Below are 16,031 nucleotides of genomic sequence, written 5' to 3'. Positions count from 1 at the left end.
CCAGTCGACAGCATCAAACATGACGAAAAATGGCGGCCAGTTTTTTTACAGCGTCTTCTATTTCACTTTCCGTGTATGCAGCAAATCCCATCAAAAAACCGGTCGAAGCGGGGGGGCCTGCATACAAATCCGTAAGCCCAAGTATATCAACACCCGCGCGTCTGGCGGCGGAGGCCATCTCTTTCTCGGATATTCCATGCTTCAGGTGACAAGGCATTTGCATACCCCCCGCTGGCGTTTCATAGGTAACATACCCGGAAAGATAGGCGTCCATCATGCTTGCCAGCGCGTCTCGACGAGCAACGTAAATACTCCGCATCTTGCGAACATAGGCCCCAAAATGGCCCCCCTCCAGAAATTTACCCAGCGTCAGTTGGGTTATTGAGGCGGTGTGGCCATCCATTAATGTCCTCGCCATGGTGAAGGGCTGTGTCAATTCTGCGGGGACGATCATGTAGGCAATACGCAGCCCGGGGAACAGAGATTTGGTGAACGTGCCGATATAAATTGTCCGGTTGTAACTATCAAGCCCCTGAAGACTGGCCATAGGCTTGCCTTCGTAGTGAAACTCGCTGTCATAGTCATCCTCAACGATCCAGGCCGAGTGACGATTTGCCCAGTCAATGACGGCCAGTCGTCGGTCAAGAGAGAGCGTCACCCCGGTAGGATATTGATGAGAAGGCGTAAGGGAGATAGCCCTGACAGGCTCGGTCAGAGCATTCAGGGCGTCAACCGAGATGCCTTTTTCATCAAGAGGAACCGGAATACAGTGCAGTCCTGCAGCGTTGAACGCTTTCTGTGCCCCTTGATAGCAGGGATCTTCAATGACAATGCCATCCCCGGCGTCCATCAGCACGTGGGAACAAAGCGCAAGCGCCTGTTGAGAACTTGTCAGAACGATGACCTGTTCTGCCCTCGCACGCGTCCCGCGTTCAAGGTTGACATATTCCGCAATTGCCCGCCGCAAGCGCTCTATACCCTGGGGGGGACTTTGCTCTAGCGCCTGGTGTTGAAATTCCTTCAGTACCTGTCGCTGAAGTCGCTCCCAGGTTGAAATGGGAAACATGCGGGTTTCAGGAATTCCGGGTGCCAGCGGGCGGGGTGAGGAAAACTCGCGGATTCCTCCGCTTTCATAGATGACTTTTCCACGGGCGCTGAGTTTTGCTTTTCGTATCTCAGCGGTTGGCTGATGGTGTCGGGGGCGGGGTTTTAAAAAACGCGCGCTGGAGGAGACGAAGCTTCCTCTGCCAGTTTGTCTCTCAATAAAACCTTCAGCATGCAGGCTGGAGTAGGCCGCTTCAATGGTATCCCGGGAAACGCTGAGAGACGCCGCAAGAGCACGTGAAGCCGGAAGGGCCTTGCCATGAGAAAGTATCCCTTCCAGTATCAGCGTCCGTATAGCTCTCTGGATCCTTTCATGAAGCGGTAGGGATCCATGAGCGGGGTCGATAATCCATGCCTTGACCGTTTCAAGCTGCGCGTGCTTAAACATTACGTTGTCCACTTTTCCTCTGCGTCTCTTGATTCTAAAGCAATAGTGCCTGTAGCAGGATGAAAAATTGGTCTGCCTTCATGATGAAAATTGGCGGGGCAAAACATGCCATTCAGCGAATACACTCTTACTGAAACGAATAACGGATAAGCAAAGAGGCACTATGAACGCTATGAGCGTAACAATTGAGGCAGTAAAAGAACGTGATTTTGCAAGCTGGATGCCGCTATGGGGAAAATATCAGGCGTTTTACAATGTCGATCTGTCTGGGGCAATTACTGAACGAACCTGGCAACGATTTTTCAGCCCCGTTGAGCCGCTATTCTGCGTGGTGGCACGATGTAATGGAGACGTCGTGGGCTTTGCGCATTATCTTTTTCATCGCTCGACCTGGGCTGAGAACGATTACTGCTACCTCGAAGACTTATATGTCTGCGATGCTGCCAGGGGCAAACACATCGGTAAACAGTTAATAGAATATGTTCAGAGAGAGGCCAGAAAACATCACGCCAGCCATCTTTACTGGCATACGCATGAAGCTAATTATCGCGCGCAACGATTATACGACTGGATTGCGAAAAAAAGCGGGATGATTGAATATCGTATGCACGTCAGATAATTCCCTTTGCTGACGCTATGCCCCTTAAAATGTTACGGGGCATTATTCAGGGGAAAACAGGCATGTCTTTATGATTTAGCCTGTAAAAGTATCTCCATCAGCCCCGGAAAGCGGGCATCCAGATCCTCTCTTCGCAATGAAATCATGTTCTCCCGCCCCTGAGGACGCTGCCAGATCACGCCGCTGTCGCGCAGAACGCGCCAGTGGTGTGTCATTGTCGATTTCACTACTTCCTCAGGGCGCAGCGCGTTGCAGCTGAGTTCGCTGCCATCGGCCAGCCGGCGAATTATCGCAAGCCGGAGCGGGTTGCCGAGGGCAAACAGCACATTTTCCAGCAGTATTTGTTCAGTTTCAGGGTGGTTAGGGATCATCGTTTTCCTGCGTATGGCGTCAGATTGAGCTATATCAACAATAGGTCAACCATTAAAAAATAGTTCGATAATACTCGTACAATAGGACTATTATAGCAAACGAACGAATGCACGACCATCCTGGTCGTCACAGACAAGTCATAAGACTTAAGGAAATATCATGCCCCGACCCATCCCTCTCGAACGTTATCGCAACATCGGTATCTCCGCGCATATCGATGCCGGTAAAACCACCACCACCGAGCGCATCCTCTTTTATACCGGGATGAGCCACAAGCTGGGTGAAGTACACGATGGCGCGGCAACCACAGACTGGATGGCGCAGGAGCAAGAGCGCGGGATCACGATTACCTCGGCGGCCGTCAGCTGCTTCTGGCCGGGTATGGACAGAGGATATGAACCGCACCGGATCAACATCATCGACACCCCGGGGCACGTGGATTTCACCATTGAGGTGGAACGTTCCATGCGCGTGCTTGACGGCGCCGTGATGGTGTATGACTCCGTGGGCGGCGTGCAGCCGCAGTCGGAAACCGTCTGGCGTCAGGCCAATAAATATCACGTTCCGCGTCTGGCCTTCGTTAACAAAATGGACCGTCCGGGTGCCGATTTCTTCCGCGTCGTGCGGATGATGCAGGAACGCCTGAAGGCCAATCCGGTGCCGATTGTCATCCCGGTAGGTGCAGAAGATCGTTTCACCGGCGTGGTGGATCTCATCAAGATGCGCACTATTCTGTGGGACGATGCGACTCAGGGCATGGTGTTTACCTATGCGCCCGTGCCGGATGATTTAGTCAGCACCGCCCAGGAGTGGCGTGAAAAAATGGTCTCTGCGGCTGCGGAAGCCAGCGATGAACTGATGGACAAATACCTGGAAACGGGCGATCTGTCGGAAGCGGAAATCATCAAAGGGTTGCGTATTCGCACTATCTCGGGCGAAATCCAGCCGATGCTGTGCGGCAGCGCGTTCAAAAACAAAGGCGTGCAGCGCATGCTCGATGCGGTGATTGAGCTTATGCCGTCGCCGCTGGACGTGCCTGCTATTGATGGCGTGGATGAAAAAGGGCAGCACGCGGAGCGTCATCCGAGCGATGATGAGCCGTTCTCGGCCCTGGCATTCAAGCTGATGAGCGACCCGTACGTTGGTCAACTGACCTTTATCCGCGTGTACTCTGGCGTGCTGCGTAAAGGCGACGCGGTGTATAACCCGGTGAAAGGGAAGAAAGAGCGTATCGGGCGTATCGTGCTGATGCATGCCAACGATCGTCACGAGGTGGACGAACTGCGCGCCGGGGATATCGCGGCCTGCGTGGGGCTGAAAGACGTGACCACCGGTGACACACTCACCGATCCGAACGCCGTCATTACGCTTGAGCGCATGGAGTTCCCGGATCCGGTGATTTCGCTGGCGATTGAGCCGAAAACCAAAGGCGATCAGGAGAAAATGGGGATCGCGCTGCAGCGTCTGGCGGCGGAAGATCCATCTTTCCGCCTGCATACTGACGAAGAGTCCGGCCAGACCATTATCTCCGGGATGGGTGAGCTACATCTTGAGATCATCGTCGACCGCATGAAGCGTGAGTTTGGCGTCGAGGCGAACATTGGCCGCCCACAGGTAACCTACCGTGAAACCCTGCGTAAAACGGTGAAGGATATCGAAGGCAAATTTGTCCGTCAGTCCGGCGGCAAAGGGCAGTACGGCCATGTGGTGCTGAGCCTGGAGCCGCTGGAGCCTGGAAGTGGTTTTAAATTTGAAGATGCCACTAAGGGCGGCGTAGTTCCGCGCGAGTTTATTCCGTCCGTTGAGAAAGGGCTGCGGGAAGCGATGAACAGCGGCGTGCTGGCCGGCTATCCGGTTGTAGACGTCAAAGCGACGCTGACGTTTGGCTCGTATCATGACGTTGACTCCTCGGAGATGGCGTTCCGCATGGCGGCGATCCTCGGCTTTAAAGAGGGCGCCCGCAGGGCGGACCCGGTGATCCTTGAGCCGATCATGCATGTGGAGGTGGAAACACCGGAAGAGTACGCCGGCAACATCATGGGCGATCTCTCTTCCCGTCGCGGTATGGTGCAGGGGATGGCGGAGCAGTACGGAAGCCAGATTATTCGCGCTGACGTGCCGCTGGCAGAGATGTTTGGCTATGCCACGACATTGCGCTCGATGTCCCAGGGACGCGCGACGTATACGATGGAGTTCCATCATTTTGCGGAAGCCCCGCGGAATGTTGCGGATGAAATTATTGCGCGTCGTGCGAAGTAATACGGTCACCCTCTCCCAATTGGGGGAGGGTTTTCTCAATCCAGCGCCTTCACCATTTTCCCGCTCGCCACAAACGTCCCGGCCCCAAGATGATGCAGGGTATTCAGCTTATCCCCGTCAAACTGCCAGCGTCCGGTGACAAACGCGCGTTCATCGGCTGCCGCTGAAACCACTTCACCAAACAGCGTATCGTATTTTTCTGCCGCGGAGGTGACGGGTAGTAACCGACACTCCATCCACGCCAGACATTTTTCTTCAATCACCGGCAGGCCGAGCGCAGGGCCGTTCACCACCGGGATCCCATAGCAGTTGAATTTGTCCTCGTCGCGCCCGCTGACGCTACCGACCGCGTATGTCCAGTTTGCCGCCGCCACGCCGGGGATGACGATGCCAAACTTCCCGCTGCGCTCGATCAGCTCGCGTGACCAGGTACTTTTATCCACGACGATCGCGATGCGCGGCGGTTCAAACTCAACGGGCATTGACCATGCGGCGGCCATAACGTTACGTCTGTCGAGGCTTTCATCCCGACTGGTGATAAGCACAGTAGGGCCGTGGTTCAGCAGACGGCTGGCATGACGTAATTCAACAGGGCGAAAGTGGCTCATAGGATCTCCTCATCTACACCGATGATTATGGCGAAAAAGCACGTAAATCAAAGTGAGTGCATAAAATTAGTTTATAAACAGAACATCACAATCAAAGGAAACTGATGCATGTCCCCATTCCTGACCGCCTATTTCGCCCGCATCGGCTGGACGCAGCCGACACGGGTGGATATCGATACCCTGCGCGCGCTGCATTTACTTCACAACTGTGCGATCCCTTTTGAGAATATCGATGTCGTTCTGCCGCGCGAAATCCAGCTTGACGATCGGTGCCTCGTTGACAAGCTGGTCACCGCACGTCGCGGAGGCTACTGCTTTGAGCAAAACGGCCTGTTCGAGCGCGTATTGCGTGAGGTCGGATTTACGGTGCGCAGCGTGCTGGGACGCGTGGTATTAGCGAGTCCGCCGCAAATGCCGCCGCGCACGCATCGCCTGCTGCTGGTTGAGCTTAACGGTGAGCGCTGGATAGCCGATGTCGGGTTTGGCGGCCAGACGCTGACGGCGCCGATTCGCCTGCTCGCTAATGAAGAACAGGAGACGCCGCACGGCCTATACCGTCTGCTGAGCGAGGGCAACGACTGGGTGCTGCAGTTCCGTCACCACGAGCACTGGCAGTCGATGTACCAGTTTGACCTGACTACGCAGTATTTCAGCGATTACGTGATGGGGAATTTCTGGTCGGCGCACTGGCCGCAGTCGCATTTCCGTCATCATCTGTTGATGTGTCGCCATTTGCCGGACGGCGGCAAGATGACGCTGACCAACTTCAACTTTACCCACTGGCAGAACGGCCATGTGGAGGAGCAGATCCATTTGCCGGATGCCGAGGCGCTTTACCAGCTGATGCAGGAACGCTTTGGACTGGGCTTTGACGATGCAAAACACGGATTTTCCCTGGCGGAGCTAACGGCGGTAATGGCGGGCTTTGATACACATCCTCAGGCCGGGAAATAATGCGCAAAGAGGGGGCTGTTGGCCCCCGACAACTTCACTTCTGAGACGGGGGAGTAAATAACTCGAGGGTGATTAATTTATCCAGATGATTGTTAAACGCGGTTTCATCCATTTCGGGCATGTTTAAGATATACATCCCGTCAAGACCGCATACCAGGCCAATCAAGCGCCAGGCGATATTTTCCGCCCGATCGCCAGGACGAAATACTCCGGCCTCTGTTCCCGCACAGATCAGCGCCACCGTTTCCTGATGCCACATCTCCATGGTCATTACATAGGCGCCTTTGATATCGGCATCGCGGCTGGCCAGGATCTGCGCTTCGCGCCACAGGCGAATATAGGGCTCGAACCTGCCGTCATCGCTGCCGAGCATGGCATGAAGCTGCTCCCGCCATCCGGCCTGTTTACCCGCGACATCCGCATCTAACAGCTCGCGAATTAACCGTACGAAGGCCAGCGATTTTAGCTCTCCGCCGGAGGTAAAATGGTGGTGAACCTGTCCGGTCGCAACCCCGGCTTCAGCCGCAACGCGGCGTACCGTCATTGCCGCCAGTCCTTCGGCCAGCGCCACGCGCATGGCGGCCTGTAAGATGGCTTCGCGCCGTTCATCCTTGCTCAGATATCGCATCGTTACTCACTCTCAATGGGAACGAAACGAGTGTAACAAAAAGCTGGACATGCGTTCAACTTTACGTAGGATCGCAATCTGGACATGTGTCCAGGTTTAAAATGAAAAGGAAATTTATGTTTCGTCAGTGGTTAGCGTTAGTGATTATCGTGCTGGTGTATATCCCGGTCGCGATTGACGCGACGGTGCTGCACGTGGCTGCGCCAACATTGAGCATGACGCTGGGCGCCAGCGGTAACGAATTATTGTGGATCATCGATATCTACTCGCTGGTGATGGCGGGTATGGTGCTGCCGATGGGCGCCCTGGGTGACCGGATTGGTTTTAAACGACTGCTCATGATTGGCAGCACGCTGTTTGGCCTGTCGTCGCTGGCGGCAGCGTTTGCCCCTTCAGCAGGATGGCTGATCGCGGCGCGCGCCTCGCTGGCGATCGGTGCTGCAATGATCATTCCTGCCACCCTGGCGGGGATCCGCACGCTGTTTACCGACGCGAAAGATCGCAACATCGCGCTCGGCGTCTGGGCGGCGGTCGGTTCCGGCGGGGCGGCGTTTGGCCCGCTGATCGGCGGTATGCTGCTGGAGCATTTTTACTGGGGATCGGTGTTTTTAATCAACGTGCCGATTGTGCTGGTGGTGGTTTCGCTGGCCGCGCGTTTTGTCCCTCCTCAGCAGGGACGACCGGAGCAGCCGCTGAATATCAGCCATGCCATCATGCTGATCGTGGCGATTTTGCTGCTGGTCTACAGCGCCAAAACCGCGCTAAAAGGCGCGCTGTCGCCGTGGCTGGTGGCTTCCGCGCTGGTGAGCGGCTCGGTGCTGCTGTTTATCTTCGTGCGTATTCAGCTTCGCGCCCGCGTACCGATGATCGACATGCGCCTGTTCTGTCACCGCATCATTCTGAGCGGCGTGGTGATGGCGATGACCGCCATGATTGCCCTGGTCGGGTTTGAGCTGCTGATGGCCCAGGAGCTGCAGTTTGTTCACGGCTTTACGCCGTTTGAAGCGGGCATGTTTATGCTGCCGGTGATGGTCGCCAGCGGGTTCAGCGGGCCGATCGCGGGCGTGCTGGTTGGGCGTTTGGGGCTACGCATCGTCGCGGCCGGCGGCATGGGGCTCAGCGCCGTCAGCTTTATCGGCCTGTCGACGCTCGACTTCAGCACGCAGCAGTGGCAGGCGTGGGGGCTGATGGTGCTGCTCGGCTTCAGTGCCGCCAACGCGCTGCTGGCCTCGACCTCGGCAATTATGGCTGCCGCGCCGAAGGAGAAAGCCGCCGCAGCGGGGGCGATTGAAACCATGTCCTATGAGCTGGGGGCCGGGCTGGGGATCGCCATTTTTGGTCTGCTGTTGACCCGCAGCTTCTCGGCGTCGATTGAGCTGCCGCAGGGGCTGAACGCCTCGCTCGTCGACAAAGCCTCGTCATCGATTGGTGAAGCGATGAAGGTGGCGCAGAACCTGACGCCGCATCTGGCTGAGCCGGTGATTGAGGCGGCGAAAAGCGCGTTTATTACGTCCCACAGCGTGGCGCTGGGCAGCGCGGGCGGAATGCTGCTGTTGCTGGCAGTGGGGATCTGGTTTAGCCTGGCGAAGGTCAATCCGCAGTAAACAGCGCAGTAAAACAGGGCGAGCGGTTGGCGCGGGCGGGGCTGATGGGCTATGTTTTTTACAGGATTATCTGACTCTTGCTGGAAAATATGAGCTCTCGCCACAGCAGTGATGCGTCCCAACCGCTTTCCCGGTTAACCCTGCTTGCGGGGGGCGCGCTGGGCGTCGTTTTTGGTGATATCGGCACCAGCCCGCTCTATACCTTCCGGACGGTGCTTTCGCTCTCAGAGCATGACCCTACGCCAGGCGTCATCCTGGGCCTGCTCTCTCTTATTACCTGGACGCTTATCCTGGTGACCTCCATCAAGTATGCCGCCTTCGCCATGCGAATTGATAATCATGGTGAGGGAGGCATTATGGCCCTGATGTCGCTTCTGGTGGAAAAAGGCAAAGGCGGTCGCTGGGTTATTTTTGCTGCCCTCATCGGCGCCGCGTTAATTTACGGAGATGGCGCGATAACCCCAGCCATCTCCGTGCTTTCCGCTCTGGAAGGGCTGGAGATGGTCATTCCGGAGTCCCAGCCGTACATATTACCCCTGACGGTGGCGGTGTTGCTGGCGCTGTTCCTGATCCAGCCTTTTGGTACCGCCCGCATAGGGAAGATATTTGGCCCGGTGATGGCACTGTGGTTTCTGGCGATTGCGGTCCTGGGCGTGCGGGGGATCGTTCAGCACCCCTCGGTATTGCTGGCCCTCAATCCTGCGTACGGCATCGCGTTTTTGTTTTCGAACGGGTACACCAGTTTCCTGGTCCTGGGCGGCGTATTTCTCTGCGTGACGGGTGCCGAGGCGCTGTATGCAGACATGGGGCATTTTGGTAAAAAGCCCATCTGGCTTGCCTGGTACGGCGTCGTCTTTCCTTCGCTGCTGCTCAACTATGCTGGTCAGTCAGCGCTGATTCTGGCCGGTGCCGACAGCAAACAAAATCTATTCTACACGCTCTGTCCGCCAGCCCTGCAGGTACCGCTCATCATTCTTGCCGCGCTGGCGACGATCATCGCCAGTCAGGCGATTATTACCGGCGCTTTTTCCATGACGCGTCAGGCGATTCAGCTCGGCTGGCTACCACGATTACGCATCAAGCAGACGGCGGCAGAAAGCTACGGTCAGATTTATATCGGGATAATCAACTGGCTGCTGATGGTAGTAACCATCGGGCTGGTGGTGTTCTTTAAATCCTCAGATAAGCTTGCAGCGGCGTACGGCATTGCCGTGTCATTAACCATGCTGATGACTACGGGGCTGTTGTTTGTGGCGATGCGGGAAGTGTGGCGCTGGAGCCTGGCCAGCAGCGCGGTTATTGCCCTCTGTTTTCTGGTAATTGATGCCACATTCTTATTTGCCAATCTGATAAAGGTCCTGGAAGGCGGCTATATACCGCTGCTGATGGCCGCAGCGATTTGTACGGTGATGCTGATTTGGCACCGCGGCGTTAAGGCGGTATCCGCATCGGTGGGCGAGAAGGGCGTCAGCGTGGATGCGTTCTTTGCCCAGCTACAGCAAAAGACGGTGCCCAGAGTGGCGGGATCTGCCGTCTTTTTGACCCGCACGCAGAACAATATCCCGCCGGTAATGCGCTGGCACGTCGCGCGAAACCGGGCGCTACAGCAGGACGTGTTGTCGCTGACCATTGATATTCTCAACGTGCCCTACGTCGGGGAAGAGCAGCGCATCAGGGTAGAGCAGCGCGCGCCGGGCTACTGGCACGGCGTGGCGCAGTATGGCTTTATGGAACACCCGGACATCCCGCGTTTGTTGCAGGGCGTCAGCGAGATTAACGCGCTTTTCGCCACCGATGACGCCACCTGGTATGTCGGGCATGAAACCATTGTGGCAGGCGAAGGCGGGTCCGGTATGGCGGCCTGGCAACGGCACATATTTGCCTTCATGAAGCGCAACTGCACGCACGTCATCAACCACTACCATCTTCCCAGCGATCGGGTGGTTGAAATTAGCCGACGCGTTGCCGTCTAGTGTCGCTCGCGCCGTTCTAGCTCTCCTGGGCCGCGGACAGGACGCTGTGCAACAGCACGTTCGCCCCTTTCTCGGACCACTCAGGGAGGATCCTCTCCGCTTCGTTATGGCTGACGCCTTTCACGCAGGGGATAAAGATCATGCTGGCGGGCGCAATTTTGCTGACATAGCAGGTGTCGTGTCCCGCACCCGAGACCATCGGTTCCGACGAATAGCCCAGTTCCGCCACGGCCTTCTCCGAACGCGCCAGGCATTCGGCATCAAACGCGATGGGCGCGTAGTCAAAAATGCGTTCAACGAGAGCCGACACGCCGCGCAGGCTCAGGCTCAGGCTTTCAGCCACCTTATACAGCGCCGCCTCCATGGCTTCCAGCGCCGCCTGCGCCGGATGGCGAAACTCCACGCTGCATACCACGCGAGACGGCACGACGTTGCGCGAGTTTGGCGTAACCTGCGCCATACCGATCGTCGCACGTCCGTCCGGCGCATGCCGATAGCCGATATCTTCCACCTTCAACGCCAGCTCCGCGAAGGCGGTCAGCGCGTCGCGGCGGCTGTGCATCGGCGTCGTTCCTGCATGGGCGGCAAATCCGTCCAGCGTCAGAGTAAACCAGCGCTGGCCCATGGCCGCGCGGACGAGCCCGATATCCAGACCTTCGTCTTCCAGAATCGGGCCCTGTTCGATGTGCAGCTCGTAGCAGGCGTGAACCGGAAACGCGCGGGCAGGGGCTTCACCCCGGTAGCCGATGTTATCCAGGGCTTCACCTACGGTGATACCGTCGATATCCGCGCGGGCATGGGCGTAGGCTTCGCTAAATTGCCCCGTCCAGACCCCTGATGAGAGCATGGCTGGCGCAAAGCGCGCGCCTTCTTCGTTAGTCCAGTTCACCAGCACAACGTCACGCTCGGTCTCAACGTTATTATCGTTAAGGGTTCGCAGCAGCTCCAGCCCGGCCAGCACGCCGTAAACACCGTCGTAGTTCCCTCCCAGCGGCTGGGTATCCACGTGCGAACCGGTCATGACTGGGGCAAGCTGCGGTTTTTTCCCGGCGCGGCGGATAAACATATTGCCCATGCTGTCGACGTCACAGGTAAAACCGGCATCCAGCGCCCAGTCGCGCAGCAGGTTGCGCGCAATACGATCTTCCTCGCTCAATGCCAGACGGGTGACGCCACCGGCGGGCGTGCCGCCGATCTGCGCCATCATCTCAAGCGTTGACCACAGCCTTTCGGCGTTGACGCGGATCATGTCTTGTCCTTAGTGCTGCGGTAGCGGAAATCACAGCACGCGCCGCCCTGCATAATGGTGGTGGTGCGGGTTAGCTCTACGTCGGGCGCATAGCCAACGATAAATTTTTCATCGCGCGCGCAGGAGAGCAGGTGACCAATCTCGCCCAGCCCCATCTCGTGATACATCTCCGCGTAGCGACAGCGGGTGACGTTGTAGTTGTACTGCTGGTCGTCGGCGTCGATCACCTTGACCTCCAGGGCATTATCTTTCTCCCACAGATACTGCAGGGCGATAAAGCTTTTTACGTCCGCGCCGTTGGGTTCTTTGCTGGCAAACGCTTTGCCTGCGTCAATTGCGGCCTGCTCGATAGCCTCGCCAATCACCGCCTGGGCGCGGGCTTTCCCTATATCGCGCACCAGGATTTCATAAATTGGTTTAATAATTTCGGCTTCAATTTTGCGGCGGGCGAGAATGCCCAGCTCGTTATTATCACTCATCACATTGCCTCGCTGCGTTACTTCGCTTTTGCGCCGCCCAGCACGGTCTGCGGCTGCCATTTGCCGTCGACAACCTTATAGACCGTGAACGACGGCGATTTCAGGTTACCTTCTTTATCAAACGCGATCTGTCCGGTGACGCCGGAATAGCTGATGGCGCGCAGGGCTGGCAGATAGTCGGAGGGCTCAACGGAGTCTGCTTTTTCCATCGCCGCAACCAGCACGCGGGTAGCGTCATAGGCGAACGGGGCGTGCAGTTCGATATGGGTGTGGTAGCGGGACTGATAGGCCTGTTCGAATGCCTTTCCACCCGGCATCAGGTCAACGGGCAGACCCGGCTCCAGTGCCACAACGCCTTCGCCTTCTTTCTGCGCCAGCTTGAGGAACGTCTGGCTGACGAATCCGCCTGCGCCCATCAGCATGGCGTTCATGCCCAGCTGTTTGATGCGACGGGCCAGCGGTGCGGCCTGGCTGTCGACGCCGCCGAAGAAGATCAGATCGGCGTTTTTACTGCGGATGGCGGTCAGCACGGCGCTGAAATCGACCGTTTTGTCATCCACGTACTGACGATCGACAATTTTCACGCCCTGCGCTTCAAGCGATTTTATAAACTGGTCTGCCAGACCCTGACCGAATGCGGTACGGTCGTCGATCACCGCAATGCGTTTGGCTTTCAGGGTATTTACCGCGTACTGGCCGGCGAGCTGGCCGCCGTCATCGTCGTGGCCCATCACGCGGAAGCTGGTGTCAAAACCCTGTTTGGTATAGGCGTGACCGGTCGCGACCGGTGCCACCTGTGCGATGCCCGCATCGTGATAAACGCGGGCCGCTGGAATGCTGGTGCCGGTGTTCCAGTGACCGACCACGCCCGCCACGCCGCTGTCCACCAGACGCTGTGCGACGGCTACGGCGGTGCGCGGGTCGGACTGATCGTCTTCGGACTGCAGCTTGAAGGTCACCGCTTTGCCACCGATGGTCGGGTGCTGCTTGTTAATGTCGTCAATTGCCAGCTGCGCGCCGTTCTCCAGATCTTTACCGATACGGGCAGACGGGCCGGTCAGCGGCCCCGCCAGACCGATGACCACGGTTTCACCGTCGGCGGCCCACGCGGACGTGGAGGCAAAACTACCGAGCAGAATAGCGGCGCTGAGCGCACTGATTTTTACTGTTTTCATGGTATGTCCCTGATGTTGGCTGGTGTTGTTAAACGGGTATTTCACCCAAATAAATCTGTGCAATCTGGTCGTCATCGAGCAGCGCTGTCGATTCGCCATGATGAACAATGCTACCGCTGTCCATCACCCACGCGCTGTCGGTGACTTCCAGCGCGAGACGGGCGTTTTGTTCGATGAGCAGCAGGGCGACTCCGCGCTCGCGCAGCCCGGCGATGACGGCAAAAATGTTCTCGACCATCTTCGGGGCAAGGCCCATCGACGGTTCGTCGAGGATCAGCAGGCGCGGGCAGCTGAGCAGGGCGCGGTTAAGGGCCAGCAGCTGTTGCTCACCGCCGGACAGCAGACCGGCAAGCTGATGCTGGCGTTCGCCCAGGCGCGGGAAGCGCTCGAACACCTCGTTCATCTCACGCTTAACGGTGACAGTGTCACGCCTGAGCCAGGCGCCCATCTGCAGGTTTTCCAGTACCGTCATGCGGGAGAAGATCCCGCGGCCCTCCGGGACCATCACCAGTCCGTCGCGAAGCAGGGTCTCCGGGCTCTGTTTACGCACCGCTTTACCGCTGAATTCAATACTGCCGCTAAAGCTTTCCAGCCCGGTAATGGCGCGCACGGTGGAGCTTTTCCCCGCGCCGTTCGCGCCGATCAGCGTAGCCTGTTCGCCCTCGCGCAGGGTAAAGGAGACATCGCGTACGGCCTGAATTCCGCCGTAATGCACGTCCAGACGTTCCACCTTCAGCAATTCAGACATGCGCGTTGCCTCCAAGCCAGGCGGCGATCACTGCCGGGTCGCGCCGCACGCTTTCCGGCGTGCCGCTGGCGAGCGTTTTGCCGTAATCAAGCACCGTCAGTCGATCGCAGATGCCCATCACCAGCTTGACGTCATGTTCAATCATCAGCAGGGTTTTGCCGTCATCGCGGATGCGGATGAGCAGTTCGCCGAGCGCCACTTTTTCCGCCGCGTTCATCCCGGCGGCGGGCTCGTCCAGCGCCAGCAGCAGCGGATCCGTTGCCAGCGCGCGGGCGATTTCAAGGCGACGCTGATGACCATAGGCCAGATCGCAGGCGCGATAGTGGGCGAACTGCGCAATGCCGGTGTACTCCAGCCAGTGCCAGGCCAGTTCGCGGGTCTGCTTTTCTTCCTCGCGAGCGCGTTTGTGGCGGCTCAGCGCGGCCCACAGACCGTTACGGGTGCGCACGTGGCGGCCCACCATCACGTTTTCCAGCACCGACATCTCGTTGAAGAGGCGAACGTTCTGGAAGGTGCGCGCAATTCCTGCGGCGGTGACTTTCTCAATGTGTTTTGGAAAATAGGGCTTATCGGCAATGGAAAATTCGCCGCTGTCCGCCGGATAAAGCCCGGTGATCAGGTTAAAACAGGTGGTTTTTCCCGCCCCGTTAGGACCAATCAGGCCGTAGATCTCGCCCTTGTTCACGGTAATGGAAACGTCATCCACGGCGGTAAGGCCGCCGAAGCGTTTTGTCATGTTGCGTACGGTTAACAGGCTCATGCTTTCGCCTCCTTGTGGCGTACCGGCCAGATCCCGGACGGGCGCACCAGCATCACCAGCACCAGTGCCAGACCGTAAAACAGCTGACGCAGTACTTCCGGGTCAATCAGCACCGTACCGAACAGCGCCTGCTGAACCGGCGCTGCCTGGCTGCGCAGCAGTTCCGGCAGGGCGGTAAGCAGTACCGCGCCGAGGATCACCCCCGGAATGTGCCCCATACCGCCCAGCACCACCATCGCCAGTACGGCAATGGATTCCTGTAACGTGAAGGATTCCGGCGAGACAAATCCCTGAAACGCGCCGAAAAGCGCACCCGCTACGCCGCCAAAGGAGGCCCCCATCGCAAAGGCGAGCAGCTTATAGTTACGCACGTTGATGCCCATCGCGCGGGCCACATCTTCATCCTCGCGGATGGCGTGCCAGGCGCGGCCAATACGGGAATGCTGCAGGCGCAGGCAGACAAAAATAATCGTCACAATCACCAGCATCAGCAGGTAGTACCACAGCCACAGGGCAGGCACTTTGAAACCAAACCAGTGGTATACGCCGCTAAACTTCAGGCCGAACAGGTTCAGCGTATCCACTCCGGTTATGCCCTTTGCGCCGTTGGTGATGTTCACCGGACGGTCGAGGTTGCGCATCAGGATGCGGATGATTTCGCCAAAGCCGAGGGTCACTATCGCCAGGTAGTCTCCGCGTAGCTTCAGCGTGGGCGCTCCAAGTAAAATGCCGCAGACGGCCGCGACGAGCGCAGCCAAAGGAATAATCAGCAGATATGACGTGTGCAGCCCGTCCGGGAACCAGACGCCAAGAACAGGAAACACCTCCAGCAGGTGTGGGGAGGCCATCAGCGCAGCGAGATAAGCGCCAACCGCGTAAAAGGCGATAAAGCCCATGTCCAGCAGGCCGGTATAGCCCACCACAATATTGAGCCCCAGAGCCAGCATGATGTAGAGCAGGGCGAAGTCGATAACGCGCACCCAGTAGTTGCCGCCAAGCTGCGTGGTCACCACGGGAGCAACCAGCAGCGCGAGGCAGAACAGGCTCATGCCTGACCAGAATTTGCGCGTCGTCGCCGGAGTCTGGAGTTGAAGTGTTGTCATGGTATTCC

At 57.7% G+C, this 16,031-nt stretch carries 15 protein-coding genes; 5 read left to right on the top strand and 10 right to left on the bottom strand.

From position 1 onward, the window contains the following. Positions 1-13: 13 nt before the first annotated feature. Complete coding sequence (locus KGP22_RS11395; protein WP_223578912.1) at positions 14-1,492, bottom strand: PLP-dependent aminotransferase family protein; 1,479 nt, start codon at positions 1,490-1,492, stop codon at positions 14-16. A 163-nt stretch (positions 1,493-1,655) separates the two neighbouring features. Here KGP22_RS11395 and KGP22_RS11390 point away from each other — a divergent pair, with 163 nt between their 5' ends. After that, the gene (locus KGP22_RS11390; protein ID WP_111963645.1) at positions 1,656-2,111 is read left to right on the top strand and encodes a GNAT family N-acetyltransferase; all 456 of its coding nucleotides are present in this window, start codon (positions 1,656-1,658) and stop codon (positions 2,109-2,111) included. A gap of 68 nt (positions 2,112-2,179) precedes the next feature. On the opposite strand, the gene KGP22_RS11385 is transcribed toward KGP22_RS11390, so the two are convergent. Beyond that, positions 2,180-2,482, bottom strand: a complete 303-nt coding sequence (locus tag KGP22_RS11385; protein ID WP_223578908.1) for a helix-turn-helix domain-containing protein — start codon at positions 2,480-2,482, stop codon at positions 2,180-2,182. A gap of 160 nt (positions 2,483-2,642) precedes the next feature. Between KGP22_RS11385 and fusA the strand changes: the two genes are divergently transcribed. Next, positions 2,643-4,742, top strand: coding sequence for an elongation factor G (gene fusA / locus KGP22_RS11380; protein WP_115875223.1), 2,100 nt, complete (start codon positions 2,643-2,645; stop codon positions 4,740-4,742). 35 nt (positions 4,743-4,777) lie between these two features. Here fusA and KGP22_RS11375 read toward each other — a convergent pair whose 3' ends face one another. Next, complete coding sequence (locus KGP22_RS11375; protein ID WP_223578905.1) at positions 4,778-5,350, bottom strand: flavin reductase family protein; 573 nt, start codon at positions 5,348-5,350, stop codon at positions 4,778-4,780. Between the two features lie 108 nt (positions 5,351-5,458). On the opposite strand from KGP22_RS11375, the gene nhoA reads away from it, so the two are divergent. Continuing rightward, entirely contained in the window at positions 5,459-6,304 is an 846-nt protein-coding gene (gene nhoA, locus KGP22_RS11370) for an N-hydroxyarylamine O-acetyltransferase (RefSeq protein ID WP_223578901.1), read from the top strand. Positions 6,305-6,338: 34 nt separating this feature from the next. Here nhoA and KGP22_RS11365 read toward each other — a convergent pair whose 3' ends face one another. Continuing rightward, complete coding sequence (locus KGP22_RS11365; protein ID WP_127731041.1) at positions 6,339-6,932, bottom strand: TetR family transcriptional regulator; 594 nt, start codon at positions 6,930-6,932, stop codon at positions 6,339-6,341. A gap of 116 nt (positions 6,933-7,048) precedes the next feature. Between KGP22_RS11365 and KGP22_RS11360 the strand changes: the two genes are divergently transcribed. Both KGP22_RS11360 and KGP22_RS11355 read left to right on the top strand, forming a co-directional pair. Next, a complete protein-coding gene (locus KGP22_RS11360; protein WP_223582433.1) occupies positions 7,049-8,536 on the top strand; it encodes an MFS transporter in 1,488 nt (495 codons plus the stop codon). 89 nt (positions 8,537-8,625) lie between these two features. Next, positions 8,626-10,509, top strand: a complete 1,884-nt coding sequence (locus tag KGP22_RS11355) for a KUP/HAK/KT family potassium transporter (protein ID WP_223578899.1) — start codon at positions 8,626-8,628, stop codon at positions 10,507-10,509. A gap of 16 nt (positions 10,510-10,525) precedes the next feature. On the opposite strand, the gene KGP22_RS11350 is transcribed toward KGP22_RS11355, so the two are convergent. The 6 genes from KGP22_RS11350 to KGP22_RS11325 are packed head-to-tail and all read right to left on the bottom strand — an operon-like array spanning position 10,526 to position 16,023. Next, positions 10,526-11,758, bottom strand: coding sequence for a Zn-dependent hydrolase (locus tag KGP22_RS11350; protein ID WP_223578897.1), 1,233 nt, complete (start codon positions 11,756-11,758; stop codon positions 10,526-10,528). Next, entirely contained in the window at positions 11,755-12,237 is a 483-nt protein-coding gene (locus KGP22_RS11345) for an L-2-amino-thiazoline-4-carboxylic acid hydrolase (protein WP_111963637.1), read from the bottom strand. Before KGP22_RS11345 ends, KGP22_RS11350 begins: the two co-directional genes overlap by 4 nt. Before the next feature lie 17 nt (positions 12,238-12,254). Beyond that, entirely contained in the window at positions 12,255-13,412 is a 1,158-nt protein-coding gene (locus tag KGP22_RS11340) for a branched-chain amino acid ABC transporter substrate-binding protein (RefSeq protein ID WP_223578895.1), read from the bottom strand. Positions 13,413-13,440: 28 nt separating this feature from the next. Continuing rightward, a complete protein-coding gene (locus KGP22_RS11335) occupies positions 13,441-14,160 on the bottom strand; it encodes an ABC transporter ATP-binding protein (RefSeq protein ID WP_223578893.1) in 720 nt (239 codons plus the stop codon). Continuing rightward, the gene (locus KGP22_RS11330) at positions 14,153-14,920 is read right to left on the bottom strand and encodes an ABC transporter ATP-binding protein (protein WP_111963634.1); all 768 of its coding nucleotides are present in this window, start codon (positions 14,918-14,920) and stop codon (positions 14,153-14,155) included. Before KGP22_RS11330 ends, KGP22_RS11335 begins: the two co-directional genes overlap by 8 nt. Next, positions 14,917-16,023, bottom strand: coding sequence for an ABC transporter ATP-binding protein (locus KGP22_RS11325; protein ID WP_223578891.1), 1,107 nt, complete (start codon positions 16,021-16,023; stop codon positions 14,917-14,919). The genes KGP22_RS11330 and KGP22_RS11325 overlap by 4 nt, the downstream gene beginning before the upstream one ends. Between the last annotated feature and the right edge of the window lie 8 nt (positions 16,024-16,031).

This window comes from Enterobacter sp. JBIWA005 (genome assembly GCF_019968805.1).
Classification (GTDB): Bacteria; Pseudomonadota; Gammaproteobacteria; order Enterobacterales; family Enterobacteriaceae; genus Enterobacter; species Enterobacter vonholyi.
Note: the sequence above shows the minus strand (reverse complement) of the source record. Positions and strands in the feature narration are given on the sequence as shown.